The sequence below is a fragment of the Arthrobacter senegalensis genome (assembly GCF_059091765.1).
On sequence record NZ_JBNHGZ010000002.1, the window covers coordinates 514,654 to 540,353 of the forward strand.

Below are 25,700 nucleotides of genomic sequence, written 5' to 3' on the forward strand. Positions count from 1 at the left end.
CTGACCTGCGGATTTGCATTAACACGCCGCCCGGTCACGGGCGCAGAATATGACATTTCATGTAGGGGACTGTCAGAATAGAACACCGTGAGCAATACCGTGCAGTCCGGGAATCCGCAGCCGGAAACAACAAAACAGTCCACCCAAACCGGCAAAACCTTCTTCGGGCATCCACGGATGCTGGCGAATCTTTTCTCCGTAGAACTCTGGGAGCGTTTCTCCTTCTACGGCATGCAGGGCATCCTGCTCTACTACATGTACTACTCGGTCGCCGAGGGCGGCCTCGGGATCGACGAGGGAATCGCCACCGGCCTGGTGGGCGCCTACGGCGGCGGCGTGTACCTCTCCTCGATCCTCGGCGCATGGGTGGCCGACCGCATCCTGGGGTCCGAGAAGGTCCTCTTCTACACCGGCATCATGGTCATGCTGGGCCACATCGCGCTGGCCCTGATCCCGGGCGGTGTGGGGCTGGCCATCGGCCTGATCCTGGTGGCCATCGGTTCCGGCGGCCTCAAGGCCACCGCCAGCTCGCTGGTCGGCTCGCTCTACAGCCTGAAGGACGACCGCCGCGACGCCGGCTTCTCCATCTTCTACATGGGCGTGAACATCGGCGGCCTCTTCGGCCCGCTGCTCACCGGCCTGGCCCAGGTGCAGCTTGGTTTCCACTACGGCTTCGGCCTGGCGGCGCTGGGCATGGCCATCGGCCTCACCCAGTACGCCCTGACCCGCAAGAACCTGCCCGAGGCCGCGCACCATGTGGCCAACCCGCTGCCGCGGGGCAACTACGGCAAGGTCGCCGCCGCGGCCGTGGCCGCCGTCGTCGTCATGGTGCTGCTGGTGGCCTTCGGCCTGGTGACCGCCTCGAACCTGGCCCCGATCATGGCCTGGCTGGCGATCATCGCCGCCGTGGTCTACTTCGTGGTGATCCTCTCCAGCAAGCAGGTCGACGCCGTGGAGCGCAAGCGCGTCTACGCCTTCATCCCGCTGTTCATCGCCTCCGCCGCGTTCTGGGCGCTGTTCCAGCAGCAGTTCACCGTGGTGGCCCTGTACGCGGACAAGCAGCTGGACCGCACGCTGGGCGGCTGGGAAATGCCGGCCAGCTGGGTGCAGTCCATCAACCCCGTCTTCATCATCATCTTCGCCGGCATCTTCGCTGCCCTGTGGACCAAGCTCGGCCCCAAGCAGCCCAGCTCGCCGCTGAAGTTCGCCCTGGGCCTGGTCGTGATGGGCCTGGCGTTCCTGGCGTTCATCCCGCTCACCGGCGGCGGCGCCAACTCCACCCCGCTGCTGGCCATGGTCGGAATCCTGTTCCTGTTCACCATGGCGGAATTGTTCCTCTCCCCGACCGGCTCCTCGGTGTCCACCAAGCTGGCGCCGAAGGCCTTCCAGACCCAGATGGTGGCGCTGTTCCTGCTCTCCATCTCGCTGGGCACCACGCTGGCGGGCATCCTGGCCGGCTACTACGACCCGGCGAATGAAGCCCCGTACTTCGGCTTCATCGGGGTGACGGCGATCATCCTCGGCGTCGGCCTGGCCGCGGCCGTGCCGTCCCTGAAGAAGCTGATGGGCGGCATCCGCTAGGACGGAACCTTAACGACGACGGCGATGCCCGGGCGGAGATTCACTCCCGCCCGGGCATCGCCGTCGTAAGGTGCCTTTTCCTCATCCGCCTTTCAGCTCCGGCCCTTTTGAGCGCTCAGCAGGGCCGGTGCTGAATAGTAGACGGGGGAAGCTGGTGAAGCCGACCAGCGACGTAGCGAGGCGCCGGACGGACCTACGCCCCGGCGAGGATGCCGATGAAGATCAGCAGGCACCAGATGCCGGTGACCGCGTAGCCCATGATCAGGCCGGCCAGCGCCATGCTGCGGCCGGCCGGTTCCTTCCCCAGCGCGATGTGGCCGAACACGATGGCCAGGACCTGCGGGACCAGCATGAAGCCGAACGTGACCACGGAGACGATGCCCAGCACCAGCGCCGCGATGCTCAGCCCCTTCGGCTCGACCTGCGGCGTGTAGTACATCGGCTGGTTGTAGTCCGGTCCGCCGTACGGCTGCTGCCCGGTATACGGCTGCGCGCCGGGGCCGGGCTGGTAGGAGTACGGGTTCCCCGCCTCGGGCAGCGCCGGCGGCTGCGGCAAGGCCTGGCCCGCATTGGGATCGGTGTACCACCCCGGATGCTTCGGGTCGTTAAAGGGCGGCCTGTTCTCCGTGCCGGACATACTGTTGATTCCCCCTGAGATTGATTCGCTGCTGCGCAGCTTCGGTGCTACCTACCAGTCTAGGCGCGCGGGAAGATCGGGAGCCTATCGGGCGGGATCCATAGTCCGCCACCGATCCGTGCTGATGGCGCCCGCCCGCCTCGTCAACGAAGGCGGGCGGCCGGGCATCAAGCCGGCCGCCCGCCCCCCGACTTCTCAGTGGTTAGCCGACCCCCTCAAGAATGTCCGTCTCGGTCTTGCCGATATTCCGAATGGCGTCGGGGCGCTTTTTGCTTAGCCACCTGTACCAAATCAACGCCGCAGCGATGGTGGCGAAGAACAGGTACGGGATGATGTTGAGCGGGAATGCCGGAACCGGATAGACGTTCGCATAGAAGACGAAAGTCATGTTGGCCACCGCAACTGTGGCGCAAACCCACACCAGTTTGTTTGGAATGCCTTCACGGCGGGTGTAGATGATGCAGGCCACCGCGACAAGCGAGTAGGCCACCATGTAGCCGTAGGTGCCGTAAGTGTCGACCCAGACGACAATGTCCATCGGATGCACCCGGGCGAGCAGCAGGATGATGTCCAGCAGAATGGCCGCCGGGCCAAAGACCAGCAGCACGCGGTGCGGGGTCAAGAACTTTTCGTGGGTACGGCCAAACCGTTCCGGAGCGACTCCCTCCTTGCCCATGACGTAAAAAATCCGACCGACGACGTTAAGCGGGGCCACGACGACGGCGAAGAAGGACGCGGCCACGCCAAAGGTCAGGACAGGTCCGAACCAAGCAGGCATTCCGATAGTGGTGGCGATCTCCTCCAAGGGGCTGGCGCTCGTGGCGAGTCCCTCACCGAGGACGACGACTTGGGTATAGGCGGAGAAAATGTACAGCACGCCCACAGCGGCGGCACTCCACATGATGGCGCGCGGAATGGCAACGTAGGGGTTCTTCGCCTCGCGGCCCAGGGCGTCGGCGGAAGAGAATCCGACGAAGCCCAGGATACCCAGCACCATGCCGACGGCTACGCCTTGGAAGCTGGCCCCGTCGAAGGTGAACTGAGCCGGATCAAACGCCCGCGGACCGGCCCATATCAATGCCAGCGCCAGCAGGATGAAGATGATGGCGACCGAGACCAGCTCGAGCACCAGCGAGACGCGGGCCGAGAGGCGAATCCCGCGAATGGTGAAGAGCGTGGCGAAGCCGCCCAGCACGATGGCAAGGACGATCTGTGTCACCACACCGGTCGCCGGGATACCGACCAGATTCAGGAACTGGTTGAAGTAGGACACGGCGCCGCCTAGGGAGCCTGCAGCAATGCCCCAGCAACCGATGAGCAGTGCAACGCCGGTCACATAGGCGCCAAAGGGGCCCAGGCTCTTCGAAACATAGGTATACAGCGAGCCGGCCGAAGCGTTGCGCTTGGCGAACTGGGATATACAGTAGCCGACCGAGAGGATCACGATGGTCGCGAGGGCGAACGAGAGGATAGTGCCGTTGCTCGCAGTGGTGTAGATTCCGGCCGCTGTGAACGCGATGACCGCGCTCGGTGCGATGTTGGCGATGGCTTGGGCGAAGAGCTCCGGAGTGCTCATCACTCCGCGACGCAGACCGGCGTCTTTGGGGCGGGTCTGTTTGAAAGTGGTTGTCATGATTCTCCTTGGAATCGTCAGGGGATGAGCAGGGTCCGCAAAGCGTTGCCGCTCTCCAGGTCCTCCAGGGCCTGAGGGGCCTCGGCGAGGGGGCGTCGGGACGAAACAAGCGGGTCCAGTTGGAGCAGGCCGTCCATGTAGCGGTCCACCAAGGCCGGGATGTCAATCGATGGACGGACGCTGCCATAGTTGGATCCGAGGATGCGCTGGTCTGCCTCGGCCAGCACCAGAGGCTCGAACGAGGCGCGAGCGCCCGTGGGCGGCAGCCCCACGATGACCGCCGCGCCGCCCAAGCCGAGCATCTCGATCGCTTGCTCGGTGGTGCCGGTCTGTCCGATGGCGTCGAAGGCGTAGTCCACCCCGTCCGGCACCAGCGCACGGAGTTGCTCGACGGCGTCGCCCTTCTTGACATGGATTTGATCCGTGGCACCCAACTGCATGGCCAGCGCGGTCTTCTCTTCGCGGACATCGATGGCGATGATGCGCTCGGCGCCGGCCAACTTGGCCCCTTGCACCACCGACAGCCCTACGCCGCCGCAGCCAATCACGACGACGGTAGAACCAGGCTCGACGGCCGCAGTATTGGTTACTGCGCCAACACCCGTAGCGACGGCGCAGCCCACCAGGGCGATAACGTCCAGCGGAGCATCGTCGCGCACCTTGATGGCACCCGACGCCGGCACCACTGCCTCCTCCGCGAAGGAGGAAACGCCAAGGTAGTGGTGGAGGGTCTCGCCATCCTTGGACAGCCGGGATGTGCCGTCATGGAGCACGCCCTTGGGTGCCACAAGCGTGGCGACGGCCTGGCAGCGGGCCTCGTGCCCGGACTTGCAGTAACGGCATTCATTGCACGGCGGCACCCAGGACAGCACCACGTGGTCGCCCATAGACAGACTGGTTACACCCTCCCCAATGGCGGTCACGACGCCCGACCCTTCGTGGCCCATGACCATGGGGACGGCCGCGTCCCACTCGCCCCGCTTCACATGCAGGTCGGAGTGGCAGACACCGGCCGCGGCGATCTTGACACGTACTTCCCCGGGGCCTGGATCGGCCAACTCGACGTCGGTGACCACGATGGGTGTCGCGGAATCGCGGAACACTGCAGCTTTCATGAAGGGCCTTTCTCAAGTTCGTCTCTTGCCAGCCTCGATCGTATTCATGTGAGATTGGACATATCATTGTGCAGATTGGAGCGCTGTCATCATTTGGGGCTCCATTTTGTACATTTGATGTATGTCTAGAACTGTCGAGGACGTTTGTCGCAAGTTGCAGGGGACCCCGGTGGAACCGGGGGATTGGGTCCGGCGCCGGGTGAATGCAGCCTTGCTCTACGCCGACCGGCCCGTGATTACCGCGGCGGATGCTGTGCAGATGGTTTTCGTGACCGCTGCCGAACTGGACGAGGTGGCGGCCAATCAGTCTTCGGTCGAGCTGTTTCGACAGGCTGTGTTGGCGGTATCGGGAGTCGACATTGCAGTGGCCCGCAGTCTGTCGGTCGACGGCCTGCGCCTGGTGACCTTCTCCGACAAGATTCCGTTAGAGACCCTCCGCGCCAACGCAGAAGCCGTGCTCGCCTCCAATGACGCAGCGGAGGCCCGGTTAATCTCCAACGGAACGGCAGTGCTGACTCAAGTGGCCCGACGGGGCGGCGCCGAAGCCGTGCTCGCGGAACTGGCCCATCGGTTGCAGGGCTGGGCGGTACTGCTGGACACGCATGGCAGGGCGATTGCCAGCGCGGGCGCCGGGGCGCTGCATATTGGTGACGCCATGGCCGTCGCACTTAACCGGCCGGTAAAAGTGCGACATCCGGGCATGCAGGTGCACTCTGTGGGATTGGGGCAGGACCTCCGGGCGCACCTAGTGGTGTCCTCTCGCTCGGGCGTGACCAGTCGCACCCGCGATTTGTCCACACACGCCGCTGCACTCATCGACTTGGTGCTGCGGACCCATGACCACACTGCGCTGGAGCGTCTGGGCCGGGAGGTGATGGTCGAAAACCTGACCAGCGGCCATCCCGGGCTGGCTACCGCCACCCTTAGACGCTGGGGGTACCGGGGTGACCGGCTCTGCGCTTTTGTGCTCTCCTCACGCTCACGGTCGGTGGTGCTGGAGCAGCTTGTGCTTCAGTGGCTGGACGAGCTGGGGTTGCCGCATCTGGTCAAGACCGACAAGGAGCGGCTCCATGGCTTCCTCGATCCGGACGCAAGAGACGCGTTCCTAGCCGGGATTGAAGCCGAGGTCTACAAAGACAACGTGCCCATCCGGTGCGGAGTAGGGCGACCGGCGGCGCTGGAGGACCTCGCGTCCAGCCTTAGCCAGGCTGGCAACGCGCACGAAGTAGCCGTTGCCGACGGCATGCCGTTCGTGCTTTACCAGCAATTGCCGACGGTGCAACTGCTGTTGGAGAGCATGGACCCCGTGTCCCTCATCGCTCTGCGCCGCCCTCTTGAACGTGTATATGCAGAGAGTCCGGATGCGGTCTCGCTGGTCGACACCGCCCGCATCTTCCTCACTGAGCATGGCTCCTGGCAAGCAGCAGCCCAGCGGCTGAACATCCACCGCCACACGCTGCGGAAACGAATTGAGCGCTTCGAGTTTCTTTCTGGTCTGTCCATGTCGAATCCAGATGACAGATTCACTTTATGGATGGCCTTGCGTGCAGACGTCGGTCCGGACGGGACCTAATTTTCCGGCCCATAGGTGTTGGCCAGCGCAAGGCCAAATACATTGCATTCTTGGCACGCCAACCGCTTGCTCCTGGCAGTCAGCGCGGGAAGTTCGGGGGGCCTATCGGGTCGGATCCGCCACCCGATCGCCACGGATCGATAGTTTTTTGGCATGCTGGAGGGATGGCAAACCGTGCGGGCACAGTGGCCCTTCCCAGCGACCTTGTTGACCTGACCGCGCTCCGCGACGCGTACTTCAACGTCAAGCCGGATCCGGCCGACCCGTCCCAGCGCGTGGTTTTCGGCACCTCAGGGCACCGCGGCTCCAGCCTGAAGGCATCCTTCAATGAGGACCACATCGCCGCCATCACGCAGGCGATCGTGGAGTACCGCGCCGGGCAGGGCATCGCCGGACCGCTGTTCGTCGGCAAAGACACGCATTCCCTCTCGGATCCGGCCCAGGACACCGCCCTCGAGGTGCTGGCCGGAAACGGTGTGGCAGTGCTGGTCGATTCCCGGACCGGGTGGACCCCGACGCCGGCGGTCAGCCACGCAATCCTCACCCATAACGCGGCCCATCCGGATGCCCAGGCCGACGGCATCGTGATCACCCCCTCGCACAACCCGCCCGGCGACGGGGGCTTCAAGTACAACCCGCCGCACGGCGGTCCGGCCGACTCGGATGCCACCGGGTGGATTGCCGCCCGCGCCAACGAACTGCTGGAGGCGGGCCTGCGCGGCGTCAAGCGGATCACGCTGGGACAGGCCCGGTTCTCCGGGTCCATCGGTACGTACGACTTCCTGGCCGCGTACGTGGACGACCTGCCGAAGGTGCTGGACCTGGACGCCATCCGTTCCGCCGGCGTGCGGATCGGTGCCGACCCGATGGGCGGAGCCTCGGTGGACTACTGGGCCGCCATCGCCGAGCGGCACCGGCTGGACCTGACCGTGGTCAATCCGGCGGTGGACCCGCAATGGGCGTTCATGACCCTGGACTGGGACGAGAAGATCCGGATGGACTGCTCGTCGCCGTCGGCAATGGCCTCGCTGATCAACGCCGTTCGCGGCGGCGGCGCCGCCTTCGACATCGCCACCGGCAACGACGCCGACGCGGACCGGCACGGAATCGTGACCCCTGATGCCGGGCTGATGAACCCGAACCACTACCTTGCCGTGGCCATCGACTATCTCTACAGGCACCGGCCGGACTGGCCGGCCGACGCGTCCGTGGGCAAGACGCTGGTGTCCTCCTCGATGATCGACCGGGTAGCGGCCAACTTGGGCCGGCAGCTGGTGGAAGTTCCCGTGGGCTTCAAGTGGTTCGTGCCCGGGCTGCTCTCCGGCGAAGGCGTCTTCGGCGGCGAGGAGTCGGCCGGCGCCTCCTTCGTGCGGTTCGACGGCAAGCCGTGGTCCACGGACAAGGACGGCATCCTGCTGGCGCTGCTGGCCTCCGAAATCGTGGCGGTGACCGGAAACTCGCCGTCGGAACTCTATGCGGGGCTGACCGAGAAGTTCGGGGCGCCGTCCTACGCACGGATTGACGCGGCGGCCACCCGGGAGCAGAAAGCCGCGCTGGCGAAACTCTCCGCCGCCGACGTGGCCGCCACCGAACTGGCCGGCGAGGCGATTACCGCCAAGCTGACCGAAGCGCCCGGCAACGGCGCCCCGATCGGCGGGCTGAAGGTCACCACCGACAACGCGTGGTTCGCGGCCCGGCCCTCTGGCACGGAAGACGTCTACAAGATCTACGCCGAATCCTTCCGCGGCCAGGACCATCTGCAGCAGGTGCAGGCAGAGGCGAAGGCAATCGTGGACGCCGTGATCGCCTGATCACCGCCTGACAACGGAGGCCGGGCCGTTCCCGCCCGGCCTCCGCGACCGGTCGGGCGAGCCGGCACGCCATTCCGGCGGTAGGATGTCCCCCGGACATTTTCCCGCTGACTCCCCCCTAAGAGGCCCACCATGAGCACGCCTGCAAAATCTTCCCCGTTCCGTTGGGCCCTGCATGGCGACGGCAAGAACATTTCACCGGGCACGGTAGTCGGACCCCAGGAGCGGCTCACCTGGCCGCGCACCATGGGCGTCGGGGCCCAGCACGTGGTCGCCATGTTCGGCGCCACCTTCCTGGTCCCGCTGCTGACCGGGTTCCCGCCGTCGACCACGCTGCTGTTCTCCGGCGTGGGCACCATTCTGTTTTTGATCATCACGGCAGGCAGGGTCCCCAGTTACCTGGGCTCCAGCTTCGCGTTCATCGCCCCGATCGGCGCCGCCATGAATCAGCACGGAATGGGCGGAGCGCTCGGCGGCCTCATCATGGCCGGTGCCTTGCTCTTCCTGGTCGGCGCGCTGGTGCACAAGGCCGGCACGCGCTGGATCAACGTGGTGATGCCGCCGGTGGTCACCGGCGCCATTGTTGCGCTGATCGGGCTCAACCTGGCGCCGGCCGCCAAGCAGAACTTCGAGAAGGGGCCCGTGACGGCGCTGGTCACCGTCGTCGCGATCCTGCTGGTCACGGTGTTGTTCCGCGGGCTGCTGGGCCGGTTGTCCATCCTGATAGGCGTGCTGGTCGGCTACGTGGTGGCCATCCTGCGGGGCGAGGTGGACTTCTCCAAGATCAATGACGCTGCCTGGATTGGTTTGCCCGAATTCCACGCGCCGGAATTCCACATCTCCCTGATCGGGCTGTTCCTCCCCGTCGTGTTGGTCCTGGTGGCAGAAAACATCGGCCACGTGAAGTCCGTGTCCGCGATGACCGGGCAGGATCTTGACCCCGTCACCGGCCGCGCGTTGATGGCAGACGGCCTGGCCACCATGCTGGCCGGCAGCGGCGGCGGCTCCGGCACCACCACCTACGCCGAGAACATCGGCGTGATGGCGGCCTCCAAGGTCTACTCCACCGCCGCATACTGGGTGGCCGGCATTGTCGCCATCCTGTTGAGTTTGCTCCCGAAGTTCGGTGCCGCCATCGCCACCGTCCCGGTCGGCGTCCTGGGCGGCGCCGGCGTCGTGCTCTACGGCATGATCGGCATTTTGGGGGTGCGGATCTGGGTCCAGAACCGGGTGAACTTCGCCAACCCCATCAACCTCTCCGTGGCAGGGGTGGCCCTGGTGATCGGCATCGCCAATTTCAAGTGGGCGATAGGCGAGCTGCAGTTCGAAGGCATCGCGCTGGGCTCGGCAGCGGCACTGCTGATTTTCCATGGCATGAGTGCGGTGGCCCGCTGGCGCCACACCGAGCCCGTGGATTCCGTGGAAGACGAGGGCGTCAGGCCGTCCAAGCTCGGCTGACCGCCGGGCGTGGCGGCCGCCTGGAGGCGAGGGCGTGCTCCGGGCCGCCGTGCCCTAGACCGCGGGGACATCGGAGGCTAGCGTTGCAGCCATCTCTCCCGCGGCGTCCGGCCCGGGACCTTCTCGAGGAGGAAAGCATGGCCAACCACGTCTACAACGTCACGGAGATTGTGGGTACGTCGCCCGACGGGATCGATGCCGCGGTCTCAAACGCCATCAACGAGGCCTCCAGGACACTGCGCAACCTCGACTGGTTCGAAGTGAAGTCCGTTCGCGGCCACCTTAGCGAAGGCAGGGTCGCCGACTGGCAGGTGACCATCAAGCTCGGTTTCCGGCACGAAAGCTGACCGACCCATGAGCCAGCCACGCGATGAATCCACAATGCCCGACGACGAGCATCTGCGCCACGACATCGGCGCCCCGGAGCCGGAGAACGACTCCGCCGCCACGTTCGACGGCGAGCACTTCACCTCCAGCCTGCTCAATGCGGGGCAGCGGGTACCGGGCCTGAGCCCGGACGGCGAATACCGCCAGAGCGAGGACCCGGAGCACGAGAACGAACCCGGACAGGACGGATTCGTTCCCCCCTCCGCCCCCACCGGCGGATAGCAGGCGGGAACTCGGCACCGCGGCACCGCGAGACGCGGGTTCGTGCGGCGGGGCCCGCGCGGCCTTGCCCGAGCGACGCTTGACTGGTGAGGCGACGCGTGGGCCATGAGCGGGGCATTAGCGTGGCCTGCACGCACGCTATATGATGGCTTCCTAAAGTAATGAACTCTAGGGAGCCCTCGTGAACCCATTTGCCGCTGCCGACGCCCCGCTGTACGAAGTCAAGGCCAACCTGTTCAAGGGACTGTCCCATCCGGTCAGGATCCGGGTGCTGGAACTGCTCGCGGACGCTCCCGAGGTAACCGTGACCGAGCTGATGAACGAGACGGGCCAAGAGGCCTCCAACCTGTCCCAGCACCTGTCCGTCTTGCGCCGGCACAACCTCGTCCTGGCCGAACGCCGGGGCGTGCAGGTCTTCTACCGCCTGGCGTACCCTCAGGTGGCCGACCTGCTGACCGTTGCCCGCAGCCTCCTGCAGCAGCTCCTGCACACCGCAACGCAGCAACTGGCCGGCTTCGGTGCGGCCGACAACAGCCCGACGGCATCAGCCCGGGACGCGGGCACCAAACCGGAACCGGCGCCATGAAGTCGGTGAGGGCTGCGGCCGCGCTGCTGCCCGGCAAGGCCGATTACGCGCAGCTGCCGCGCACCTGGCGGAACGACCTGGTGGCGGGCGTGACCGTGGGTATCGTCGCCCTGCCGCTGGCCTTGGCATTCGGTGTCAGTTCGGGTGCCGGCGCCGCGTCGGGATTGATCACCGCGATCGTCGCCGGCATCGTCGCTGCCGTTTTCGGTGGTTCCAACATCCAGGTGTCGGGACCCACCGGCGCCATGGTGGTGGTGCTTGCGCCGGTCATCGCGAGCCACGGGGTGTCGTCGCTCGCGCTGCTGACGCTCATGGCCGGCGTCATGGTGGCCGCCGCCGGTGTGCTGAAACTGGGCCGTGCCGTCAGCTTCATACCGTGGCCGGTCATCGAGGGCTTCACGCTGGGCATCGCCGTCATCATCTTCATACAGCAGGTGCCGGCCGCCTTCGGGACGGCACCGGGGCCCAGCTCCAACGCGGCCGTGTCGGCGGTCGAAGCCTTGAGCACGGCCTCGTTGGCGGGCTTGTTCTGGCCCGTCATCCTGGCGTTGATCGTGGCCGGCATCATGGTGGCCGCGCCGAAGATCAATCCACAGCTGCCCGGCTCCATCATCGGGATCATCGTCGCCACGCTTGTGGCCCAGCTGATGAATTTGGACGTTGCACAGATCGGCGAGCTACCCAGCTCCTTGCCGGCCCCGTCCCTGCCCACCCTCGACCTGGCCCTGATGGGCGCATTGGCCGGGCCTGCCCTCACCGTCGCGGCACTTGCTGCCATCGAATCCCTGCTCTCGGCCCGGGTGGCCGCATCCATCTCCGACACGGGCCCTTACGACGCGGACCGGGAGCTGGTGGGCCAGGGCCTGGCCTCGGTTGCCTCCGGCTTCTTCGGTGGGATGCCTGCCACCGGGGCCATCGCCCGGACGGCAGTAAACATCCGCGCCGGCGGGCGGACCCGGGCCTCCGTCGTCGTGCATTCCCTGGTGCTGCTGGGCGTCGTGTACCTGGCGACCGGGCCCGTCTCGCAAATCCCGCTGGCGGCACTGTCCGGCGTGCTGATGGTGACCGCCGTCCGCATGGTCTCGCTGAACACCTTGCGCAGCGTGTTCGGCTCCACCCGGGCGGACACCACGGTCTTCATCGTCACCGCCGTCGTCACGGTATCCTTCGACCTGATCCAGGCCGTGGTGATCGGCATCGTCTTCGCCGGGTTCTTCGCGCTGAGGGCGTTGGGGAATTCCAGCGGAGTCCACCGGGAGGAGATCCCCGGACCGGCCGCAGACGGCGACGAGCAGATCGCAGTCTTCCGGCTCGACGGCGCCCTGTTCTTCGGCGTGGCCGACCGGGTGCTGGATCGAGTCTCTTCCATCCGCAATGTGCAGGTGGTGATCATCCGGATGTCCCAGCTGCAGATCCTCGACGCGACCGGGGCCAAAGTCGTGGCCGACCTGGTCACGGCGCTGGAGCGCCGCGGCGTCACCGTGCTCATCAAGGGCATCCAGGAACGCCATGTGGAATTGGCCCGCCGGGTCGGCGTCTTGGAGTCATTGCGCCACGACAAGCACCTGTTCGGCGACCTGGAAGCGGCGGTCGAGCATGCCCGCAGTCACGTCCGGCGCAACGGCGAAGCCCGGCACGCACAACAGGCCTAAGGCGCACCATCAGGCCCGCCTGCGTCAGGGGCCGTCGGCGGTGACGCCGCGACGCGCATCGCCCGCGGCCCGGTAGGCGAAAACCGTGGCCGCGATGGCCAGCCCGACGGCGATGATTCCGAACGGGTTGCACAGCGCGGTGGACATTCCCAAGGCGGACGGACCGGCAAGCAGCGACATGATGGACGCGCCCTCTCCGGCGCCGCCGCCGAAGTCCGGGACGGTGAAGCCGAAGGCGAACGCCAGCAGCCAGGCCAGCGCCGGCACCACGACGGCCCGCACCGGAAGCAGCCGGCCCCGGCGGGCGGTCTCGAGGAGCTTCACGCCGGTCAGCAACAGCAGGACCAGCAGCACCGGCCCCAGGCTGATGCCCAGCCAGAGCACCATCTGCCCGCCGATGCCAAACAGCACGCGTCCGGCCACCACCCAGAGCGGCACCAGCACCGCCATCGGAATCGCCAGCCAAAGGACCAAGGTGCGGAGAAAACCCTGGCGGACGGCCGAGGGCGGCGGGACGACGGTGCTGCTCATGCCCTCATGATAGGCGTGGTTCCCGGGCTCAAGCCCCTTCGAGCGCCTGTTGCGTGGCCAACGTGACATAGCGCGCGGCCTGGGCCATGGCCTGTTCCCGGCTGCCTGCCGCCTCGACCACGCTGGCGGCCGCGTGCACCCCGTGTTGGGCCAGGCGGTCCGGCGCCAGGTCGATCTGCCCGGCGACGACGACGGCGGGGATGCCCCGGGCTTGGGCACGCCCGGCGACTCCCAGCGGCGCTTTCCCGAATTCGGATTGCCGATCCAGCGACCCCTCGCCGGTCAGGACCAAGTCTGCATCCGCCAGGGCGGCCTCGAGGCCCACCAGGTCCGCGACGACGTCGAACCCCGGCTCCACCCGGACCCCGGCCAGCGCCATGAAGCCGGAGGGGAAGCCGCCGGCCGCGCCGGCGCCCGCCACGTTGACGTCGCGGCCTGTTGCCTTCAGCAGCAGCTGGGCCCAGCGCTGCAGCGCCTCGTCGAGCAACCGCCGCGAGACCGCGTCGGCGCCCTTCTGTTCACCGAAAGCGTGCGCCGCCCCGTCTGGCCCGTACAGCGGATTCGAGACGTCTGCCGCTATCCGGATCACGGTCTCCGCCAGGCGCGGGTCCAGGCCGGAGGTGTCAAGGTGGTCCGCGGTGGCCAGGGCCGCGCCGCCGAGCAGGACTTCGGCGCCGCCGCCGGCAAGGACCTTCAGGCCGAGCGCGCGGAGGGCCCCGGACCCGCCATCGGTCATGGCCGAGCCGCCCACCCCGAGCACAATCTCGGTGGCGCCGGCGTCCAGCGCCGCCTCAATCAGCTGGCCGGACCCGTAGGAGTGGGCCGTGAGCGCCGACTGCACGCTGGGCTCCGTGAGCAGCAAGCCGGACGCCCGCGCGGTTTCGATGACGGCGGTCTTGCCCTCCGGCCGCTCGAGCATGGCCCAGGATGCGGTGACCTCACGCTCCAGCGGCCCCACGACGCGTTCGGTGTGCTCGGCCGCACCGGCGGAGAGGGCAGCCTCCAAGGTGCCCTCTCCGCCGTCGGCAACCGGGAGCAGCTGCACGTGGGCGTCCGGGTAGACCCGCAGCACGCCCTCGGCCATTGCGGCGGCCGCCTCGGCGGCCGACAATGTTCCCTTGAACTTGTCCGGTGCGATCAAGACCTTCATGCGGACTCCCTCTGCGGCCAACTGCCGCGTTCAGCCATCACTTCGGCCAGAATATCGGCGCGGTCGGAGACTATGCCATCCACTCCCAGTGCCAGCAGCCGTTCCATCTCGGCGCGGTCGTTGATGGTCCACACGTGTACCTGCAGGCCGGCCCGACGGCAGCGCCGGACAAACCCGGGCGTGACGACCGTAAACGGACCGTACTTCACCGGCACCTGCACCGCGTGGACGCGGACCAGCCGGGCCATCAGGCCCGCCAGACCTATATAGCCCAGCAAGTATATTGCCAGGGTCGCATACACGCCGGCGGATCCCGCGACGGGCCGGCTCAGGCCGCGCAGCACGCGGAAGCGGCGGCGGTCGGAAAAGGAAGCCACGAGCACGCGGTCGTGCGCGTCGTAGGCCTCGATCAGCCGGGCCAATTCGTCGGCGGCGGCCATGTCCTTCACGTCCACGTTCAGTCGCACGTCCGGCCACGCGGTCAGCAACTCCTCGAACGTCGGGATCGGCTCACCGGAAATCCGGACCCGCGCCAGCTGGCCGGCCGTGTGCTCCGCCAGCTCTCCGCGGCCGTCGGTAGTACGCTCCAGCGTCCGGTCGTGGAAGGCCACCAGCACGCCGTCGCGGGTGGACCTGACATCGGTCTCCAGGTAGGCGTAGCCGAGATCGACTGCCGCGCGGAAGGCCGCCATCGAGTTCTCCCGACCGTCCAAGGAGAAACCCCGGTGCGACATGGCCAGGGGCCGGCCCTGCCCGGAACCGGGAAACGTAGGATTGAGGTACGGGCTGGCGCTGCTCACCTTCGGTACTCTACCGGCCCCGCCACGACCGCCGATGAGGAGGAGTCCATGCGTCTTGCCGTGGTGCAGGCTGCCGGGCTGCTCGGCGACGGGTCCCGGCCGCGGTGCCGGATGTGGCTGGAAGAGGCGGCCGGGCTGGGGGCACGGCTGCTGGTGCTGCCCGCGGGGTTCGCTCCGCATTTCCGCCGCGAACTGGGCGGGCTCGCGGCGGAACACAGGGTCGCGGTGGCGGCCGGCAGCAGCAGCCACGGCAACGGCCCCGAACTGTGGCTGTTCGATGCGTACGGCGGGCTCCAGGCCTGCACGGACGCCGCCGCGGTCGTGCCGCTGGAGGGGCTGCTCATCGGGCTGGCTGCGGAGGACGACGCCGGCTCGGTCGCCCTGCCGGCGCCCGGCACGTCCCGCCGGTCGGTCTCCGACGACGGCGCGCAACTGCTCGTGGTGCCCGGCGGCAGCGGCGGCCGGGACGGCTGGTTCCGTGCACTGGCCCGCCGGGGAGCTTCTGCACAGGCGGTGGCCTGGAGCGGGCCGGGCCACAGCTTCATCGCTGCACCGGGGACGGGTGTGGTGGCCGAGGCCGGCCTGTATGAAGAGCTGATCGTTGCGGACATAGAACCGCCCCGGCGCAGCCGGAGCACCGGCCCCAGCTGGTTCGCCCGCCGGTATCTGGACGAGCGTCCCGAAACCCGGCGGGAGGCGGCGCCCGCCGGAGCGGCGCGAGGCTCCTGACCGCGGGACCCACGCAGGGGTCAGACCCCGCGCGAGGCCTGCCGCCGGTCCGCCAGCCGTTCCTCGATCACCTGGGCGACGCCGTCCTCGGCGAACGCCGGGGCGCGGAACGGGGTTGCTTCCAGCGCGGTGCGGTGGCCGGAGGCCATCGCGTAGCCGGCCCCGGCCCACCGCAGCATTTCGATGTCGTTCGGCATGTCGCCGAAGGCCACCACGTTCTGGGGGCCGATGCCCAACGAACCGGCGTACTCGGCCAGGGTCACCGCTTTGTTGAGCCCCGGCCGTGCCATCTCCAGCAGCGGGTTGCCGGGGGCAGAATGCGTCACGGCGGCCAGATGCCCCACCGCCGGGCCCACCTCGGCCAGGAAGGCGTCGGGGTCGATGTCCGTCCCCCGGGCCAGCAGTTTCACGACCGAGTCGGAGCGGCGCAGGCTTTCCGGCAACAGTTTGGGCACGGTGCCGTCCAGAAGCTCCACCGAGCCGGGCTGCAGAAAGTTCGGTTCCAGCAGGAATCCCTCGGTCGTTTCCGCCGCGAACGTCACCGCCGGGTGCAGGCCGAGGATGATCCGGCGCACCTCGAGAATGTTCGCGTGGGGCAGCGTCTGCGCCGAGAGCACCCGCTCGGCCACCAGATCGTAGACCACGGCGCCGTTGGAGCAGATCACCCGGCCGCGGTGTCCGATCTGTTCGGCCAGCGGAGTCAGCCAGCGCGGCGGCCGGCCGGTCACGAAGACAATTTCCACACCCGCGGCCGCCGCGCTGCGAAACGCCCGGACGGTGCGGGGGCTGATTTTGCCGTCCCGGCCGATGATGGTTCCGTCGAGGTCGCTGGCGATAAGGCGCATTGCACCAGTCTAGGGATGCCTCCGGCGGCGCAGGCGGCTAGCCCAGCTCGTCGCGGCGCGGCGGATTCGCCCCTGCCCGGGACACCGTGATGGCCGCGGCACGGGCAGCGTGCGCCATCACGTCTTCGAGCGTGGCGGAGCCCATGTCGCGCAGCTTGCCGCGCCGGGCCGAACCGGAGAATCCCGCGTTCAGCAGCGCATCGAGCAGCCCGGACATGTACGCGTCGCCGGCGCCTACGCTGTCAACGACGGCCGACGCCGGTGCCGTGACCTCTGCCGTCCCGGCACCGACCACTCCCCAGCTGCCCTTCGCCCCGCGCGTGACCACTACCGCGGCCGGCCCCCGCTTCAACCACGCACGGGCCGTCTCCTCGACGGTACGGTCCGGGTACAGCCACTGAAGGTCTTCGTCGGAGGCCTTGACCACATCGGCCAGGACCACGAACTTTTCGGCCTGCCGCCGGGCGAAGTCCCGGTCCGTAATCAGCGTGGGCCGGCAGTTCGGGTCGTAGCTGACCAGGGCCCGCGGATGGGCCCGCTGGACGGTCCTGTACACCGTGTGCGCGCCCGGCTCCAGCATGGCGGCGACGGAGCCGGTGTGCAGCCAGACCGTCTCGTCGAGCAGCCGGGGCCGGATCTTTTCGAGGTCCGGCAGTTCCCAGAGCAGGTCGAAAGAGTAATGGGCGGCACCGGCGGGATCCAGGGTAGCGGTGGCAGCGCTGGTCGGCGACGCATCCGGATCCAGCGGCACCAACACGGAGTTGCGGCGCAGATGGCCGTGGACCAGGTCCCCGAACCGGTCCTTGCCGTACCGGCCGACGAACTGGACCGGGTGGCCCAGCCGGGCCAGGCCCACCGCCACGTTCATTGGGCTGCCGCCGACGTGCACCCGCGGGGGCATCGTGTCGGAGCGGACGACGTCCACCAGGGCTTCGCCTATGACCGTGAGCACAGTGCCAACGTAGCAGAGCGCCGCCGGTTGCGGCACCGGCATCAGCCCAGGCCGGCCAGCACCCCGCGGATGCGCGCAAACGCAACAGAGGCAGGATCTATCAGCGCATAGTGGTCCCCGGGAACGAGCACCAGTTCGGCCGTCCCGCCGGCGGCCCGGGCGGCGTCGACGTAGCGCTCGGACAGTTCCCTCGGCACGTCGGCGTCCTGCTCGGCGTGGAAGGCGTAGACGGGGACCGGCAGCGGAACGTTCCGCATGGGATCGGCGAGCCGGTAGGGATGCGCGGCACCTGGATCAGCGTCCTCCGGCCGCCCGAGCAGGTTTTCGACGGCGCCGTCGCTCAGGCCCAGCTCGTGGGCGCGCGCCACATCCAGCACCCCGGACTGGCTGAGCACCGCAGCGAGCTCCACCCGCGGGGCCGCGCCGGGCACCCGCACCCCGGACTCCTCCGACCGCAGCCGGCCCCGTCCGGCCGCCCACACCGCCAGTTGACCGCCGGCCGAATGGCCCAGCCCCACCACCCGCTCGAGCGCAAATCCAGACTCGTGCGCAACGTCGGCGAGCCGGTCGATGCCGGAGGAAACGTCGTCGAACGTCTCCGGCCAGCCGCCGCCATTGCCCGCGCGCCGGTATTCGATGTTCCAGCAGACCCAGCCGCGGCTGGCGAGGTCCCGGGCCAGCGGGCGTCCGAGCTCGGCACCGTAGGCAGCGCGCCAGTACCCGCCGTGGATGATGACGACGACGGCGGTGTGCCGCCGCCGGGCGGGCACATACAGTTCCGCGTACTGGCTGGGATCCGGGCCGTAGCTGTGCCGGGTGTACTCCATCCCTGCACTGTAGCCGCCCGCCGCTAGGGAGCCCCGTTGGAGACGCTGTCCTCCACCTCGCCCGAGCCTTCGGCGCTGCCATCACCGGACATCCCCGCCACGGTGGTCCCCCGGTGGTTCAGCTTCCACGGCGCCGGCACCAGGCGCCCGCCGGCGGAGGCGCGCCCCTCCAGCCGGTCGATCAGCAGGTCCACCACGGTACCCACCAGCGGCTCCGGTCCCACCGAGCTCAGCGGCGGTTCGGAGTGGTGTCCCAGATCCGAGGTGTCCACGCCGATGATCTCCATCTCCTCCGGGATCCGGAGTCCCGCCGCGGTGGCGGAGCCGGAGACGCACAGGGCCTCCAGATCCGCAGTGGTGAAGAACGCCGTGGGCGGATCGGACAACTTCAGCAGCGTGCCGGTCTCCTCGTAGGATTCACGCCAAGACCCGTGCGTTGCACGCACCAGGTTTTCGTCCAATTCTGCGCCGAGGTCGGCCATCGCCTGCCGGAACAACCCCAGCCGGGAACCCCGGGGACCCGGGGCGGGCCCGCCCCGGTGCAGCACGGCGATGCGGCGGTGCCTGGCAGCAAGATACGCAGCCGCCTCGGCGATGCCGACCTCCGCGTCCACTTTCAGCACGTCGAAGCCGTCAGGCTGCAGGAACTGTGACACGACCACCTGCGCCACGCCCCGGTCGGCGAGGTCGCGCAGGGTGTGGTCTTCCTCGGGCGTTTCGGTGCTGAAACCCAGGATGGCCCCGTCCGCGCCGCCGGAGAGCATGAAGTTCCGCCATGCCTCCTGGCCCAGAAGGACCACCACGCGGTACCCGTGCTCCGGCAGCACACGGTTGGCAACCTCCGCCAATTGCCGGTCCCAGGCCGAATCCAGGTTTTCCACCACGACGGCCACGGTGTCCGTCCGCCCGCGGCGCATGCCCCGGGCGGCGTGGTTGGGCACATATCCCAGCGACTTGGCCGCCTCGATTACCCGGGCTTTGGTCGGTTCGCTGATCCTCGTTGAACCCCCGTGCCGGCCGGACAAGACGTATGAGACCGTTGCCAGCGAAACGCCGGCCCGCTCGGCGACGTCGCGAATAGTCGGCTTAAATGAACTCCCCATGATGCAGTTCTGCCTTCTTCCCCAAGAATCATCCCCCGAAACTTCCCCCCAGAAGTTCCCCTTGGTAAAGACTAACGATTCATCGGCAGAATGATAGGGGTAGGGTCAAAATTTTTGAGCGGCAGCTCCGCGGGTCAGGCCTGAATCTGCGGGATTTCGACGACGACATCCGACGGCTTCTTGTCCGGCCGGAAGCCGCGCCAGACCGGGTGGCGGAGCTTTCCGGACCCGGTGCGTTCGCTGAACTGGACCTCGCCGACCAGCGCGGGCCGCACCCAGTTCGCGTCGGAGGCGTCTGCCGCCGGCACGCCCTCCAGCGGCGGGGTCTTGCGTGACATCTTCTTCAGCCGTGCACCGATTTCGGCCAGTTCGCGCTCCGTCAGGCCGGACCCGACGCGGCCGAGGTAGCTCAGCTCCACGCCGTCGGGCACGGCCACCAGCAGCGAGCCGACCTTGCGGGCGCGCGAGCCCTTGCCCGGCCGCCAGCCCACGATGACCACTTCCTGCGTCAGCTGGTTCTTGATCTTGATCCAACTCCTCGTCCGTAGGCCCGGCGCGTAGTTGCTGTCCGTGCGCTTGGCGATAATGCCTTCCAGGCCGACCTCGCGGCTGGCTGCGACCGCTTCGGCCGCGCTGGCATCCAGCTCCGGCGGCACCTGGATATGTCCGTCGTCCGGCGTCTCCACCGCTTCCTTGAGGATTTCCCGCCGCTGGGAGTATTCCAGCCCAAGTGTTGGTGTTCCGTCCAGTTCCAGCAAATCGAAGAGGAAGTACTCCACCGGGTATTTCGCGGCCGCGCGCTCGATATCCGCTTTTTTGGTAAGGTTCATGCGGTTCTGCAGGCGGCCGAAATCCGGCCGTCCTTTGGCATCGAGCGCGACGATCTCGCCGTCCAGCACCGCGGTTTGGGCCAGGACGTGGTCTGGCAGGTCGGCCAGTTCGGGGTAGGTCTTGCTCATGTCGATGCCGTTGCGGCTGACCAAGCGCACGGACCCGTCGGCAACGACGGCGACGGCCCGGATTCCGTCCCACTTCATTTCGTAGGCCCAGCCCTCCTCCTCGTCGATGGAGGCCTCGGTGCCCTGCACGGCCAGCATCGGTTTCACCGCTTGCGGCGGCCCGGCGTCGTGCAGTGCGGAGCCGGTATCATCCGCAGGCGCGGCGGTGACGACCGCCCGCCCGGCGCGCCCGGACCCGCCGCCGTCCGCCGTCCCGGCAGCAGGACGCGGCTGGTCCTTCATCAGGTGCATCAGCCAATTGTCCTTGCCGTCCTCGCCGCCGGTGCGGATCAGGGCGTAGCGACGCGGACCGGGGGGCCCGCCGTCGTTCGCCAGGCCGCCGTCGGGTCGTCCGTGCAGCACGATGATGACTTCCTTGCCCTCGCGCCACTTCTCCACTTCGTAGGTGCCGCTGTCCCAGATGGTCATCACCCCGGCGCCGTATTCGCCCTTGGGGATGGTGCCCTCGAAAGTGGCGTATTCCATGGGGTGGTCCTCGGTGTGGACGGCCAGGTGGTTCTTACCGGTCGTGACCGGCGGTCCCTTGGGCACGGCCCAGGACACCATCACCCCGTCATGCTCCAGGCGGACGTCGTAGTGCAGCCGGCGTGCGTGGTGCTCCTGGATGACGAAAACCGGTTCATCGTCCGACTCACGCCGCTCGATCACCGCAGGCACCGGCTCGGGCGTGCGGTCCGGGTCGCGCATCGAACGGTACGTGCTGAGCCGGTCCGGCCCCGGCTCCGGCAGGGACTGCTCGTCGGCGGTGCCGCCCGCCATGCCGGCCAGCGGGTCGCCGATCTCCTTGACGCGCTCGAGCACCTGCCTGAAGTCGAGGTGAGCCAGGTCCGGGTCTTCCAGCTCGGCCCAGGTTCGTGGCACCGCCACGGTGGGGTGCGGCCGACCGCGCAGGGAGTACGGGGCGATCGTGGTCTTGGCCCAGTTGTTCTGGCTCCAGTCGACCAGCACCTTGCCCGTGCGCAGGGACTTCTTCATGTCGCTGACCACGAGGTCCGGATGGTCGGCCTCCAGCAGGCGGGCGAGTTCGTGGGCCACCTGGCTGACGTCCTCCGAGGTCTGTTTGCCGTCCAGCCCGGCGTAAAGGTGAATGCCCTTGGAACCGGAGGTCACCGGCCTCGGGTCGAGCCCCATCCCCTCGAGGATGTCCTTGATCAGGAAGGCGACTTCGACGCACTCGGCCAGCCCGGCCCCTTCCCCCGGGTCCAGGTCCAGCACCATCCGGTCGGGATTGTTGATCTTGCCGCGCGGTCCGAACTTCCACTGCGGAACATGGATTTCCAGGGCCGCAATCTGCGCCAGCCACGTCAGGGTGGCCCGGTCATTGGCCAACGGGTAGACGTTGATGTTGCTCTTGTGCTCGATGGTGTGCCGCAAGACCCAGTCGGGCGCGGACTTGTCCAGGTTTTTTTGGAAGAACACCTCGCCCGGTTCCTCCGCCGTGCCGACGCCGTGAACCCAGCGTTTGCGCGTCACCGGCCGGTCGGCGGCATGCGGAACCAGGAACTCGGCGATCTCCGAATAGTAGGCGATCACCTCCGCCTTGGTGGTCCCGGTTTCCGGGTACAGCACCTTGTCCAAATTAGTCAGCCTGAGCCGGCGCCCGTCGACGTCTACGGTCTCCTTCTGGCTGGATATCCGGCTGGAATTCTGGCTGGCCATACCGCCAGTCTGTCCGCCGCGCGGCCGGTTGGCTAGGCCCTCGCCTCTGGCTTTGTACCGCCCGCGGGTGTTCACTAGTGGCATGAGAGCCATCTGGAAAGGCGCGGTGGCGTTCGGTCTGGTGAACGTGCCGGTCAAGCTCTACAGCGCCACCGAAGACCACGACGTGAGCCTGCACCAGGTCCATGACAAGGACGGCGGGCGCATCCGCTACCAGCGCCGGTGCGAGGTTTGCGGCAAGACCGTTGACTACCAGAACATCGACAAGGCGTACGACGACGGTGAGCACACCGTGGTGATCACGGACGAGGATTTCAAGTCCCTGCCGGTCGAAAAAAGCCGCGAGATCGAAGTCGTCGAGTTTGTCCCGAGCGACCAGATCGATCCGATCATGTTCGACCGCAGCTACTATCTGGAGCCGGATTCGAAGTCGTCCAAGGCCTACGTCCTGCTCCGGCGGACCCTGGAAGAGACGGACCGCACGGCCATCGTGCAGTTCGCGCTGCGGCAGAAGACCCGGCTGGCGGCGCTGCGGGTCCGCGGCAAGGTCCTGATGCTGCAGACCCTGCTGTGGGAGGACGAGGTACGGGAGGCCAGCTTCCCGTCGCTCGAGGAAACCGTGCGGATCTCGGCTAAAGAGAAGGAGATGTCCGCCGCGCTGGTGGAGTCGTTCTCCTCCGACTTCACGCCCGGGGACTACACCGACGAGTACCAGGAACAGCTGCGGACCCTGATCGAGGCGAAGCTGGAGCAGGGCGAGGCGCTGGATACGGCAAAGACCTTCGGCACGGACGAAGAGGAAGAAGGCGGCAAGGTCCTGGACCTGATGGAGGCGCTGCGCCGCAGCGTCGAGCAGAACCGGGAGGCCAAGTCTTCCGCCGGCTCCTCGAAGAAGAAGAAGTCAGGCTCCAAGTCCGAGGCGTCAAAGGGCGCCTGACGCGCGGTAAACGGACGACGACGGGGCGGGGGACGACGGCGGGGCGGGGCCCAGCCCGCCGGGACCGCCTGCCGCTCCGCTACTGCCGGTAGTTTTCCACTTCCCCGGCCGGCCGGGTCTCAGCTTCGCCCGGGTCCTCGCCGGCCTTGCGCTTGGCACGGCGCTGGCGCAGCAAGTCCCAGCACTGGTCCAGCTGCTCTTCCAGGCGGCGCAGCTCGGCGGCGCGGGCGGCGGCCTTGTCCGGCTCCTCCGGCGCGGAGTCGCGCAGTTGTTGTTCCTTCTCGACCAACGCGCTGATGTACTTTTGGATGTCCTGGTCCATGGCACGCCCCTCCGGCGGTAGTCACCTCAGGCTACGTCGCACGCCATCGGCAGGCTAGGGCCGCCGCCTCCTCAATGGACTGAGTTCTGTGGTTGACTTCCTGCAGGGCAATCCCGGTGGCGGGCGACGTGGAGGAACAGAAGACTCATGGCATATGGCGAGCTCGACACCTCGTCCGGGGTACCCCTGTATCGCCAGATCAGGGAAATCCTGCGCAGGGAAATAGCCGAGGGGATCGCTGATCCACGGAAGCCAATGACCGAGGCGCAGTTGCTCAGCCGGTTCGAGGTCAGCCGGGCGCCCATCCGGCAGGCACTCCAGGAGCTTGCCAGCGAGGGGTACATCTACCGGAAACAAGGCAAGGGGACGTTCCCGGTCATCGGCACCAGGGTCCAGCGGCCGGCCGACGTGCGCTCGGGGGCCCTGTACCAATACCTCGCCGAGAGCGGACTGCATCCGACGGGGAAGGTCGCCGGCATCGAACGGGTGGAACCGCCCGGCCGGATTCGGGACCTCCTGGGACTCGAAGCGCACGAGCGGCTCCTGCATTTCACCCGCCTGATCTCGGTCGAGGATGAGCCCCTCGTCGAAGCCGACGTCTACATTCGGGCGCCCGGGGACTTCAGCCCCACCGCCGCGGAACTGGAACGCGTTGGCTCCGCCTTCGAACTCCTCAAGAAAGAGTTCGGCATCGCACACGTCCGCGCCGAGCACGAAGCCTGGGCAACCGCGGCCACCGCCGAACAGGCCGCGACCTTCGGGGTCGCCGTGGGGAGCCCGTTGCTCGTCATCGAGACGGTCTTCTTCACCACGGGCGACCTGCCCGCCGGATGGCGCTCCGCAGTGCACCAGGCAGACAAATTCAAGTACCGGTTCAGCACCGGGCAGTAGGCCGCGACCGCGCGGGAAATCCACTCCGTCAGCCAAGACGAACCGAGATGTTTTCCGGTCAATTGCCTTGACTTTGGCACTACATCATGTAAACCTAGTTGACAGGTAATCAAGGTCACATCAGCGGGAGCCCGCGGCCGTTAGCGGACGCCGGGCCTCCCGATGGGCTCCTCCTTCGTTTACTGCCGCCTGCACCGGTTTCGGCGAGGAATGAATCCAGAGGTCGCGGTGCATGATCCTTCCCCGCGTGACGTCTGCATGGCGTGGCGTCAGACGAAAGGTTGTGCCAATGACGGATACAACAACAACCCCCCACCCGACGGCCAATACCGTTCTTGGCCCCGTTCCCGCCCACGAACTGGGTGTGGTCGCGGTCCACGAGGCCCTGCTCTCGGTGGTCCCGGGAGCCCAGTACGCCCCGGACATCAGCATGGACCGGGCGGAGATCTTCGAGGTCCTGGCCGGAAAGCTGACCGACTTCCGCGCGGCCGGCGGCCAGACGATCGTGGACAGCACCGGCATGTTCCACGGCCGCGACGTGAAGCTGTACGAGGCGCTCTCGCGCTCGACCGGCGTGCACATCATCGCTTCCACCGGCATGGGGCCGGAGGAAATGCTCGGCGGCTACTTCCTCACCCCGCAGACCAACCCGCCGACCCCGTGGCCGGCCGAAAAGTTCGCCGACCTCTTCTCGAAGGAAGTCAGCGAGGGCATGGTGGTCCCGCGGGTCGAGCGCCGCGGAGCCGCCGGGCTGGTCACCAGCACCGCAACCCGCGAGGGCATGACCCCCACCGACGAGAGCTTGTTCCGCGGGGCGGCCCGGACCGCCCTGGCCACCGGCATCCCGGTCTCCATCCGCTACGGCGCCGACGCCCTGCACGACCTCGACGTCGTCCTGGACGAGGGACTGCCCGCCGGGCGGGTGCTCGTCGGCGGCCTGGACCGCCAGGACGCCGCGGCCGCCGGTGCGGCGCTTGAGGTGGCCCGCCGCGGTGCCTTCGTGGGCCTGGACCACGTGGGACTGGACGACGACGGCGGCTACCTCAGCGACCGCGAGCGGGCCTCACTGGTGCTCGAGCTTGTCGGGGCCGGCCACACGGACCAGGTCATCCTCTCGTCCAACGCGATCGGCGTGGCCAAGGGGCAGCCGGACTACGACCTGCCGTTCAGCCACGTGTTGACCGCCTTCGTCCCCTTCCTGAAATCACTGGGCCTGGGCGACGACGACGCCCGCCGCATCCTGGTGGACAATCCGCGCAACCTGCTGGCTGTGCGCTGAG

General features: G+C 67.7%; 24 protein-coding genes. 12 read left to right on the forward strand and 12 right to left on the reverse strand.

Going from position 1 to position 25,700, the window contains the following annotated elements:
* Window positions 1–87: 87 nt before the first annotated feature.
* Entirely contained in the window at window positions 88–1,581 is a 1,494-nt protein-coding gene (locus tag AC5RVG_RS07820) for a peptide MFS transporter (RefSeq protein WP_494013387.1), read from the forward strand.
* Window positions 1,582–1,774: 193 nt separating this feature from the next.
* On the opposite strand, the gene AC5RVG_RS07825 is transcribed toward AC5RVG_RS07820, so the two are convergent.
* The 3 genes from AC5RVG_RS07825 to AC5RVG_RS07835 form a co-directional block, all read right to left on the reverse strand.
* Complete coding sequence (locus AC5RVG_RS07825) at window positions 1,775–2,218, reverse strand: DUF4190 domain-containing protein (RefSeq protein WP_494013388.1); 444 nt, start codon at window positions 2,216–2,218, stop codon at window positions 1,775–1,777.
* A gap of 202 nt (window positions 2,219–2,420) precedes the next feature.
* Window positions 2,421–3,851, reverse strand: coding sequence for an APC family permease (locus AC5RVG_RS07830; RefSeq protein WP_494013389.1), 1,431 nt, complete (start codon window positions 3,849–3,851; stop codon window positions 2,421–2,423).
* Window positions 3,852–3,868: 17 nt separating this feature from the next.
* Window positions 3,869–4,966 (reverse strand): alcohol dehydrogenase catalytic domain-containing protein, encoded by a 1,098-nt coding sequence (locus AC5RVG_RS07835; RefSeq protein ID WP_494013390.1) that lies wholly within the window; start codon window positions 4,964–4,966, stop codon window positions 3,869–3,871.
* A gap of 121 nt (window positions 4,967–5,087) precedes the next feature.
* Between AC5RVG_RS07835 and AC5RVG_RS07840 the strand changes: the two genes are divergently transcribed.
* From AC5RVG_RS07840 to AC5RVG_RS07870, 7 genes are all read left to right on the forward strand, one after another.
* Complete coding sequence (locus AC5RVG_RS07840; RefSeq protein WP_494013391.1) at window positions 5,088–6,539, forward strand: PucR family transcriptional regulator; 1,452 nt, start codon at window positions 5,088–5,090, stop codon at window positions 6,537–6,539.
* Between the two features lie 164 nt (window positions 6,540–6,703).
* The gene (pgm, locus tag AC5RVG_RS07845; protein ID WP_494013392.1) at window positions 6,704–8,350 is read left to right on the forward strand and encodes a phosphoglucomutase (alpha-D-glucose-1,6-bisphosphate-dependent); all 1,647 of its coding nucleotides are present in this window, start codon (window positions 6,704–6,706) and stop codon (window positions 8,348–8,350) included.
* Window positions 8,351–8,482: 132 nt separating this feature from the next.
* The gene (locus AC5RVG_RS07850; RefSeq protein WP_494013393.1) at window positions 8,483–9,808 is read left to right on the forward strand and encodes a uracil-xanthine permease family protein; all 1,326 of its coding nucleotides are present in this window, start codon (window positions 8,483–8,485) and stop codon (window positions 9,806–9,808) included.
* Window positions 9,809–9,945: 137 nt separating this feature from the next.
* Window positions 9,946–10,155 carry a dodecin gene (locus AC5RVG_RS07855; protein WP_494013394.1) on the forward strand — a complete coding sequence of 70 codons (210 nt, stop codon included), beginning with the start codon at window positions 9,946–9,948 and terminating at the stop codon, window positions 10,153–10,155.
* A gap of 7 nt (window positions 10,156–10,162) precedes the next feature.
* A complete protein-coding gene (locus AC5RVG_RS07860; RefSeq protein ID WP_494013395.1) occupies window positions 10,163–10,417 on the forward strand; it encodes a hypothetical protein in 255 nt (84 codons plus the stop codon).
* 181 nt (window positions 10,418–10,598) lie between these two features.
* Window positions 10,599–11,003 carry an ArsR/SmtB family transcription factor gene (locus tag AC5RVG_RS07865; RefSeq protein WP_494013396.1) on the forward strand — a complete coding sequence of 135 codons (405 nt, stop codon included), beginning with the start codon at window positions 10,599–10,601 and terminating at the stop codon, window positions 11,001–11,003.
* Window positions 11,000–12,655 (forward strand): SulP family inorganic anion transporter, encoded by a 1,656-nt coding sequence (locus tag AC5RVG_RS07870; protein ID WP_494013397.1) that lies wholly within the window; start codon window positions 11,000–11,002, stop codon window positions 12,653–12,655. The genes AC5RVG_RS07865 and AC5RVG_RS07870 overlap by 4 nt, the downstream gene beginning before the upstream one ends.
* Window positions 12,656–12,679: 24 nt before the next feature.
* Here AC5RVG_RS07870 and AC5RVG_RS07875 read toward each other — a convergent pair whose 3' ends face one another.
* From AC5RVG_RS07875 to AC5RVG_RS07885, 3 genes are read right to left on the reverse strand one after another with little or no spacing between them, the layout of a single operon-like run.
* Entirely contained in the window at window positions 12,680–13,186 is a 507-nt protein-coding gene (locus AC5RVG_RS07875; RefSeq protein WP_494013398.1) for a hypothetical protein, read from the reverse strand.
* A gap of 28 nt (window positions 13,187–13,214) precedes the next feature.
* The gene (locus AC5RVG_RS07880) at window positions 13,215–14,336 is read right to left on the reverse strand and encodes a glycerate kinase (RefSeq protein ID WP_494013399.1); all 1,122 of its coding nucleotides are present in this window, start codon (window positions 14,334–14,336) and stop codon (window positions 13,215–13,217) included.
* Window positions 14,333–15,136, reverse strand: a complete 804-nt coding sequence (locus AC5RVG_RS07885; RefSeq protein WP_494013400.1) for a glycerophosphodiester phosphodiesterase family protein — start codon at window positions 15,134–15,136, stop codon at window positions 14,333–14,335. The genes AC5RVG_RS07880 and AC5RVG_RS07885 overlap by 4 nt, the downstream gene beginning before the upstream one ends.
* 48 nt (window positions 15,137–15,184) lie before the next feature.
* Here AC5RVG_RS07885 and AC5RVG_RS07890 point away from each other — a divergent pair, with 48 nt between their 5' ends.
* Complete coding sequence (locus tag AC5RVG_RS07890) at window positions 15,185–15,865, forward strand: hypothetical protein (protein ID WP_494013401.1); 681 nt, start codon at window positions 15,185–15,187, stop codon at window positions 15,863–15,865.
* A 20-nt stretch (window positions 15,866–15,885) separates the two neighbouring features.
* Here the strand turns inward: AC5RVG_RS07890 and AC5RVG_RS07895 are convergent, their stop codons facing one another.
* From AC5RVG_RS07895 to AC5RVG_RS07915, 5 genes are all read right to left on the reverse strand, one after another.
* Window positions 15,886–16,710, reverse strand: coding sequence for an HAD family hydrolase (locus AC5RVG_RS07895; RefSeq protein WP_494013402.1), 825 nt, complete (start codon window positions 16,708–16,710; stop codon window positions 15,886–15,888).
* 37 nt (window positions 16,711–16,747) lie between these two features.
* Window positions 16,748–17,662 (reverse strand): carbohydrate kinase family protein, encoded by a 915-nt coding sequence (locus AC5RVG_RS07900; RefSeq protein ID WP_494013403.1) that lies wholly within the window; start codon window positions 17,660–17,662, stop codon window positions 16,748–16,750.
* Window positions 17,663–17,703: 41 nt separating this feature from the next.
* Window positions 17,704–18,489 (reverse strand): alpha/beta hydrolase, encoded by a 786-nt coding sequence (locus AC5RVG_RS07905; RefSeq protein WP_494013404.1) that lies wholly within the window; start codon window positions 18,487–18,489, stop codon window positions 17,704–17,706.
* A gap of 23 nt (window positions 18,490–18,512) precedes the next feature.
* Window positions 18,513–19,592 (reverse strand): LacI family DNA-binding transcriptional regulator, encoded by a 1,080-nt coding sequence (locus AC5RVG_RS07910; RefSeq protein ID WP_494001897.1) that lies wholly within the window; start codon window positions 19,590–19,592, stop codon window positions 18,513–18,515.
* A 134-nt stretch (window positions 19,593–19,726) separates the two neighbouring features.
* Window positions 19,727–22,270 (reverse strand): ATP-dependent DNA ligase, encoded by a 2,544-nt coding sequence (locus AC5RVG_RS07915; protein ID WP_494013405.1) that lies wholly within the window; start codon window positions 22,268–22,270, stop codon window positions 19,727–19,729.
* 82 nt (window positions 22,271–22,352) lie between these two features.
* Here AC5RVG_RS07915 and ku point away from each other — a divergent pair, with 82 nt between their 5' ends.
* Window positions 22,353–23,207: a non-homologous end joining protein Ku gene (ku, locus tag AC5RVG_RS07920; RefSeq protein ID WP_494001895.1), complete on the forward strand. Its 855-nt coding sequence runs from the start codon at window positions 22,353–22,355 to the stop codon at window positions 23,205–23,207.
* A 79-nt stretch (window positions 23,208–23,286) separates the two neighbouring features.
* Here ku and AC5RVG_RS07925 read toward each other — a convergent pair whose 3' ends face one another.
* Window positions 23,287–23,529 carry a DUF2630 family protein gene (locus AC5RVG_RS07925; protein ID WP_494001894.1) on the reverse strand — a complete coding sequence of 81 codons (243 nt, stop codon included), beginning with the start codon at window positions 23,527–23,529 and terminating at the stop codon, window positions 23,287–23,289.
* A 147-nt stretch (window positions 23,530–23,676) separates the two neighbouring features.
* Between AC5RVG_RS07925 and AC5RVG_RS07930 the strand changes: the two genes are divergently transcribed.
* Window positions 23,677–24,420 carry a GntR family transcriptional regulator gene (locus tag AC5RVG_RS07930; RefSeq protein WP_494013406.1) on the forward strand — a complete coding sequence of 248 codons (744 nt, stop codon included), beginning with the start codon at window positions 23,677–23,679 and terminating at the stop codon, window positions 24,418–24,420.
* 289 nt (window positions 24,421–24,709) lie between these two features.
* Window positions 24,710–25,699: a phosphotriesterase family protein gene (locus AC5RVG_RS07935; protein WP_494013407.1), complete on the forward strand. Its 990-nt coding sequence runs from the start codon at window positions 24,710–24,712 to the stop codon at window positions 25,697–25,699.
* Window position 25,700 lies beyond the last annotated feature (1 nt).

Coding starts and splice junctions, on each gene's coding strand:
- AC5RVG_RS07935 (WP_494013407.1), top strand. CDS start 24,710: ATGACGGATACAACAACAACCCCCCACCCGACGGCCAATACCGTTCTT.
- AC5RVG_RS07915 (WP_494013405.1), bottom strand. CDS start 22,270: ATGGCCAGCCAGAATTCCAGCCGGATATCCAGCCAGAAGGAGACCGTA.
- AC5RVG_RS07855 (WP_494013394.1), top strand. CDS start 9,946: ATGGCCAACCACGTCTACAACGTCACGGAGATTGTGGGTACGTCGCCC.
- ku (WP_494001895.1), top strand. CDS start 22,353: ATGAGAGCCATCTGGAAAGGCGCGGTGGCGTTCGGTCTGGTGAACGTG.
- AC5RVG_RS07860 (WP_494013395.1), top strand. CDS start 10,163: ATGAGCCAGCCACGCGATGAATCCACAATGCCCGACGACGAGCATCTG.
- AC5RVG_RS07890 (WP_494013401.1), top strand. CDS start 15,185: ATGCGTCTTGCCGTGGTGCAGGCTGCCGGGCTGCTCGGCGACGGGTCC.
- AC5RVG_RS07910 (WP_494001897.1), bottom strand. CDS start 19,592: ATGGGGAGTTCATTTAAGCCGACTATTCGCGACGTCGCCGAGCGGGCC.
- AC5RVG_RS07895 (WP_494013402.1), bottom strand. CDS start 16,710: ATGCGCCTTATCGCCAGCGACCTCGACGGAACCATCATCGGCCGGGAC.
- AC5RVG_RS07925 (WP_494001894.1), bottom strand. CDS start 23,529: ATGGACCAGGACATCCAAAAGTACATCAGCGCGTTGGTCGAGAAGGAA.
- pgm (WP_494013392.1), top strand. CDS start 6,704: ATGGCAAACCGTGCGGGCACAGTGGCCCTTCCCAGCGACCTTGTTGAC.
- AC5RVG_RS07905 (WP_494013404.1), bottom strand. CDS start 18,489: ATGGAGTACACCCGGCACAGCTACGGCCCGGATCCCAGCCAGTACGCG.
- AC5RVG_RS07870 (WP_494013397.1), top strand. CDS start 11,000: ATGAAGTCGGTGAGGGCTGCGGCCGCGCTGCTGCCCGGCAAGGCCGAT.
- AC5RVG_RS07840 (WP_494013391.1), top strand. CDS start 5,088: ATGTCTAGAACTGTCGAGGACGTTTGTCGCAAGTTGCAGGGGACCCCG.
- AC5RVG_RS07930 (WP_494013406.1), top strand. CDS start 23,677: ATGGCATATGGCGAGCTCGACACCTCGTCCGGGGTACCCCTGTATCGC.
- AC5RVG_RS07835 (WP_494013390.1), bottom strand. CDS start 4,966: ATGAAAGCTGCAGTGTTCCGCGATTCCGCGACACCCATCGTGGTCACC.
- AC5RVG_RS07850 (WP_494013393.1), top strand. CDS start 8,483: ATGAGCACGCCTGCAAAATCTTCCCCGTTCCGTTGGGCCCTGCATGGC.
- AC5RVG_RS07875 (WP_494013398.1), bottom strand. CDS start 13,186: ATGAGCAGCACCGTCGTCCCGCCGCCCTCGGCCGTCCGCCAGGGTTTT.
- AC5RVG_RS07830 (WP_494013389.1), bottom strand. CDS start 3,851: ATGACAACCACTTTCAAACAGACCCGCCCCAAAGACGCCGGTCTGCGT.
- AC5RVG_RS07825 (WP_494013388.1), bottom strand. CDS start 2,218: ATGTCCGGCACGGAGAACAGGCCGCCCTTTAACGACCCGAAGCATCCG.
- AC5RVG_RS07880 (WP_494013399.1), bottom strand. CDS start 14,336: ATGAAGGTCTTGATCGCACCGGACAAGTTCAAGGGAACATTGTCGGCC.